This is a genomic window from Streptomyces sp. NRRL WC-3618, from assembly GCF_001280005.1.
Classification (GTDB): Bacteria; Actinomycetota; Actinomycetes; order Streptomycetales; family Streptomycetaceae; genus Streptomyces.
Genome location: NZ_LGDW01000295.1, coordinates 1 through 429, shown reverse-complemented (window position 1 = coordinate 429; position 429 = coordinate 1). Strand labels below are relative to the sequence as shown.

At 72.5% G+C, this 429-nt stretch carries 1 pseudogene; it reads left to right on the top strand.

Features of this window, described 5'->3' with window-relative positions:
* Positions 1-189: 189 nt before the first annotated feature.
* Positions 190-429, top strand: a pseudogene (locus tag ADL01_RS23365) (glycogen debranching protein); the annotation flags it as partial.

The following is a 429-nucleotide window of genomic DNA, read 5'->3' as shown; positions in this document are numbered from 1 at the left end:
GCCACCGCCGTCATCGCCTCCCTGCCCGCCACCGTCATCCTCGTCCTCGCCCAGCGCTACGTCGCCGCCGGCGTCACCGCCGGCGCCGTCAAGGACTGACCCGGCCGCGCGCACGAGCCGCCGTGCGAGCACCGTCCCCCCACGGCAGACCCGCCGATCATCCCCGCTCAAGAAACGAGTACCACCTCCATGACCGCCGCCCTGTCCGGCCCGGCCTTCTCCGTCCACGACATCCCCTTCAGCACGCACGGGTCGTGGTTCGGCATCTCGCCCGTGCTGGCGGAGAAGACGTATGCCGAGGACCTGCACCTCGTCTCGCACCAGAACGGCATGCACGCCGTCCTGCGCCTCGTCCCCCTCGACGCGGCGACGGGCGAGCGGACCGAGACCCGCGTCGAGGCGACACCGGGCCTGCTCAGCTGGACCGGT